At 68.5% G+C, this 556-nt stretch carries 1 protein-coding gene; it reads right to left on the minus strand.

Features of this window, described 5'->3' with window-relative positions:
- Positions 1-359 (minus strand): hypothetical protein (locus AB4Y92_RS25370; protein ID WP_441822130.1); only part of this gene is annotated, 359 nt, incomplete at its 3' end.
- Positions 360-556: the final 197 nt, after the last annotated feature.

Consider the following 556-nt stretch of genomic DNA (forward strand, 5'->3'; position numbering starts at 1 on the left):
GCGCCGTTCACCGCCCCGGCAAGCGCTGAAACTGCGACGAGCCAGCCGAAGGCGGCCGCCTGGTGAGCCAGCACGGCGATGGCGGCGAGCGCAAGGGTCCGAAAGACCACCAGCAACCGCAGGAAGGTCGTCGGCGGAAAGCGTCTCCCGGCCCGGGTGATAGGGATCGCACCGATCACTTGCGCGAGCGTCATCGCCAGGATCATCGCCGCGCCGCCGCTGGTGTCTCCCGTCAGGGCCAGGGCGACCAGCGCGAAGGCGACCGGCCCCGCGGCCTGCGGGACAGAGAGCGTCGCCGATGAGATGAACCACCGGACAAGCAGGGCTGTGCTTGATGTCCAAGGTTTGAGTTTAGCCACGCACGGGAACCAAAAAATGGGCCGGACCGGCCCCGGAGATTTCAATCCCGCAACAGGACTGAGGACACTGCCTCGCCGGCCTGCGTAGCAATATTCGGCATGCTGTCAATCGAGCGGGAGGAGCCCGGCGGCCTCGCGCATTGACGTGCTGCCGGCCAGCCGTCGCGGGGCGCAGCGCGCCGGGCGCTGTTCGACCC

The sequence above is a fragment of the Lysobacter sp. TAB13 genome (assembly GCF_052113885.1).
GTDB classification, from domain to species: domain Bacteria; phylum Pseudomonadota; class Gammaproteobacteria; order Xanthomonadales; family Xanthomonadaceae; genus Lysobacter; species Lysobacter gummosus.